Genomic DNA, 4225 nt, shown 5'->3' with positions numbered 1-4225 from the left:
TGAGAAACATTGTAAAATGCAGGCTCATCGCCTTAAAACCGATGTTGCGTAGCAATAAAAAAGCACCAGATTTTTCTGGTGCTAATAATTAAACTATTTTAGGACATTTTCAAAAACAGTTGACACATTTTTTTATATATTTTTTTCATTTTTATTATATTTTAGAATAATGCTGTCTTTATACTATTGGTGAACTTACATGACCTACAGAAGACGGGAGTACCTTTATGACTAAGTATCGGATAAAAATTTACAATAAAAAATCTCAGTAATAAAATTACTGAGATTTTGGTGGCTTCAACTGGAATCGAACCAGTGACACGAGGATTTTCAGTCCTCTGCTCTACCGACTGAGCTATGAAGCCATGCCCAAGTGCTTTTCTTTGACACAATAATTATTGTATCAGCACATCAGACTTATGTCAACATTTTTCGTAAATAATTTTACCTGGAACCTCTTCAGATGCCTTTACCACCCTAACTTGTAAACATACTAAAAAATTACATAAAACTTCTTTTACAAAAGCTTTCCCAAAGCTGAGACTAACTTTTACTTGTACTAAATTAATAAGATAATCATTATTATATGTTATCTGTGTTATTTACTTTGGAGTTTTTATTTGATACACCTATCTTCAGATTTAAAACATTAATAATCCACTATATTTTCATATATTATATCTTCATATGTTATACTTTAAGATATTTTCTTATGTAGTAAAATTCTCTTTATCCTTATTAACTATTTTTATATAATAAAGGAATCTCAAATTCAACACATGCTCCACCATATTCACTATTTCCAATTCGTATATTCCCATTAAGTTTTTCAACTAAACTTTTAACTATATAAAGTCCTAATCCTGAATGTCCCTTTCCCTTTGACCGTGATTCATCGCCTTGATAAAATCTATTAAAAGCATGAGCTATATCTTTATTTGAAAACCCACAACCACAATCCTGAACACAAAAAATTACTTTTTCATATGTTAAACTTAAATTCAGTTTTATCCATCCTTCTTTTGGAGTGAATCTTAAACTATTAGAAACTAAATTATCTAATATTTCACTTAAAACATAAATATCTGTAAAAACCAACTTATTATTATCTCTTTTATCCTCAATATTTAAATAAAATCTTATATTTTTATCTTCACATAAAATTCTATAATCTATATCTTTTTCAGAAACAAACTCGATAATATCGCCTTCCCTATAGTTGATATTAAAATCTATAGACTCTATTTTAGTCAGTATATTTATTTCACTTATAAGTTTAGTCATCCTATCTGCATTATTGTCTATTAATTTTAAATATCTATCTAGCCTATCTGCATCTAACTTATTAGCATCTATTAATGCCTCAACATGACCTTTTATTACAGTTATAGGAGTTCTTAAATCATGTGCTATAGCTGATACCATTTCTTTTCTTTCTTCTTCCATTCTCCACTGCTTCTCTAATGTATTTTTAAGCTCAAGTCTCATATCTTCAAATGCTTTACATACCATTCCAAGTTCATTATTACTATCATAAGAAATACTAAATTCTAAATCTTTATTCCTTATTTTTTGTGCTCCGTCTCTTAATTGCCTTAAAGGTTTATTTAGTCTTTTATATAGTTTTGTAGAAAAAATAAAAGTAAAAATTATAATGTAAATAAATGGTGATAATAAATAACTCCTAACTAAAAAATTATATTTTGGATTTTTCGCACTAGCTCTTAAATAATATCTAAAAACAATCATTCCTTGCAATTTGTTATTATATTTTATAGGTACATATTTTACTACTTCTTGTCCCAAAAATCCATAATTTTCTATATTATTATTACTAACAATTTTAACAGGTTTACTTGTAATTGGCGTTTTATACTCCCCATAAACAACTTCTCCTTTTAAATTAATTACTTCATATTCTACACCTTGTAATGGTATAATAGTATCTAATTGCTTTTTAAAATCTTTATTTACAATTTTATCTGAGTAGTTTTTAATGTATTTTTGTATTTCCTCTACCTTGGATTCATAATAACTGGCTTTCAATATGTAGCCTTTTGAAATTAATCCCATCATTATTACAATACTTAGTATAGTAAAAACAAAACTTAAAAATAAAACTATTAATATATTAATTATAAATTGCTTTTTCAAAGAAAGTTTTTCAATTAAATACCTTTTTGCCATTTATAGCCCACTCCCCAAATTGTAGATATATACTCTATATCTGAATCAAAATTAGCAAATTTACGTCTTATGTTCTTGATATGTTCTGCGATAGCAGATGAATCACCTTCTGCATCATAGCCCCATATTTTCTCATATATTTGTTCTTTTGAAAAAACCTGACCACAATTAGCAGCTAAAAATTCAATTATATCAAATTCTTTTTTAGTTATTGCAATTAACTCTCCATTAACATATACCATTCTTCCTTTTAAATCTATACTTAATTTTCCAAAATATAAGTTAGATTTTTCATGATTATTAAAATTTCTTCTGTCTCTTCTTAAATGAGCCTTTATTCTAGCTTTAAGCTGTCTTAAACTAAAGGGTTTAGATATATAATCGTCACCACCAATGGATAGTCCATTAATTATATCTTGTTCCTCCTGTTTTGCTGTAAGAAAAATAATAGGACAACTCACAATATCTCTAATATCTCTACATACCTCATATCCATTTTTATTCGGCATCATAACATCAAGTAATATTAAATCCGGATATAATCTAGATTTTTCTATAGCTTCATTTCCATCATATGCAGTAAATACTTCATATCCTTCATCCTCAAGAGTATCTTTTAAAAATGAAACTATATCTCCCTCATCATCAACAATTAATATTTTTTCTTTCAAAATGCTCACCTCATCATGTAATAAGTTACCATAAATATATTTATTACTTTTAGGTAGGATTTTTACTCTAGCTAAAAGTTATTAACAAAATTCTATATATTATATACTACCATACACATTTAGGGTTTAATATTCTAGTCCAAGCAATCTCTTTTATTCCATACTCCAATACTAATTATCAATCCAATTGCTATCATACATATTGCCCACAAATTAAAACTTTCATTTGGCACATTAGTTAACACATCGAAAATTCTTTTTAAGTTAACAAGTAAAAAATCAAATTTATCATGAACATATACTAAACCAACAGTAATAACTATAGTTGATATTGCACCTATTATAGCGTTAGGTACAATTAAACTAACAATACTACTAATTGCAAGTAAACATATTAATACAACAAGCTCTAAAGCATAAAACTTTAAATTAAAAATCATCATATCTGTAGCACTAAAAGTCCCTGTCATATTTAAAACAATTGTATTATCCACTTTAGGTAGATATACCATGCCAAAAATTGTACTTATTAAAAATGTGCTTATCAAAAATACTATTAATGTAAATGGATATTTTATAAAGAAAAACATTGTAGTATCTGTTCTAGGCAAAAGTATATATCCCAAGATAAGACTAAAAACAAAATACCCAACTAAAAATAAAAAAATACACCAAAAAACACAGAAATTGAGATACCTATAAAGGAGATCAAAAGAGAACATCATATAATAAAAATGATTGGCAAACAATTCAGTTGAAAAACGATAAAATTTATAGAGATACTACTGATAATATAGACAAATTTCCACGTAACCCAAAAGTTCAAATATAAATATAAGATAAGACTTCGTGAATTTTTAAGAGATGTTATAACCATTTATTGCAATAATTTTATTAATTAATTTGAATAAAATACTTTTTACTTTGAAATTGTATAGTTACATAATATTTTTATAATTAATTACCCACAATGTATTTTTTATTTTATCCACTTATCCACAAAAAACTTTGCAAAATTCATTACTTATTGTGGATCTTTTATTTTATCATAACATAAATGATATTATATTATAGTAACTTATACTATAATTATATAAAAAATATGTTATTATAACTTATTTTGTTGAGAAAAAAAGAACCTCTAACTTTGTTAGAGGTTCTTGGTGGCTTCAACTGGAATCGAACCAGTGACACGAGGATTTTCAGTCCTCTGCTCTACCGACTGAGCTATGAAGCCAAATTACCCGGCGGCGACCTACTCTTCCACACCGTCTCCAGTGCAGTACCATCGGCGCTTTGAAGCTTAACCTTCGTGTTCGGAATGGGAACGGGTGTTACCTTCAAGCCATAACCACCAGATGCTATAG

At 27.2% G+C, this 4225-nt stretch carries 4 protein-coding genes, 2 tRNA genes and 1 rRNA gene; all 7 read right to left on the bottom strand.

Translation table 11 applies throughout. From position 1 onward, the window contains the following. Positions 1–289: 289 nt before the first annotated feature. A tRNA-Phe gene (locus OW729_RS19255) sits at positions 290–365 on the bottom strand. Positions 366–422: 57 nt separating this feature from the next. Next, positions 423–569, bottom strand: a complete 147-nt coding sequence (locus OW729_RS19525) for a hypothetical protein (RefSeq protein WP_407647715.1) — start codon at positions 567–569, stop codon at positions 423–425. A 169-nt stretch (positions 570–738) separates the two neighbouring features. Then, on the bottom strand, positions 739–2187 hold the full coding sequence (locus tag OW729_RS19250; RefSeq protein WP_268063147.1) for a HAMP domain-containing sensor histidine kinase: 1449 nt from the start codon (positions 2185–2187) through the stop codon (positions 739–741). Then, complete coding sequence (locus tag OW729_RS19245) at positions 2169–2858, bottom strand: response regulator transcription factor (protein WP_268063146.1); 690 nt, start codon at positions 2856–2858, stop codon at positions 2169–2171. Before OW729_RS19245 ends, OW729_RS19250 begins: the two co-directional genes overlap by 19 nt. Positions 2859–2992: 134 nt before the next feature. Then, positions 2993–3469 (bottom strand): hypothetical protein, encoded by a 477-nt coding sequence (locus tag OW729_RS19240; RefSeq protein WP_268063145.1) that lies wholly within the window; start codon positions 3467–3469, stop codon positions 2993–2995. A 550-nt stretch (positions 3470–4019) separates the two neighbouring features. Then, positions 4020–4095: transfer RNA gene (locus OW729_RS19235), tRNA-Phe, on the bottom strand. Between the two features lie 5 nt (positions 4096–4100). After that, positions 4101–4217: ribosomal RNA gene (gene rrf, locus OW729_RS19230) — 5S ribosomal RNA — on the bottom strand. Positions 4218–4225: the final 8 nt, after the last annotated feature.

It is taken from the genome of Clostridium brassicae, assembly GCF_026738875.1.
GTDB classification, from domain to species: domain Bacteria; phylum Bacillota; class Clostridia; order Clostridiales; family Clostridiaceae; genus Clostridium_H; species Clostridium_H brassicae.
The sequence above is the reverse complement of the archived record's forward strand: the minus strand, read 5'-3'. Positions and strand labels throughout refer to the sequence as shown.

What these genes read in the sequence shown, in the direction of transcription:
- OW729_RS19250 (WP_268063147.1), bottom strand. Translation starts at nt 2,187, where the DNA reads ATGGCAAAAAGGTATTTAATTGAAAAACTTTCTTTGAAAAAGCAATTT.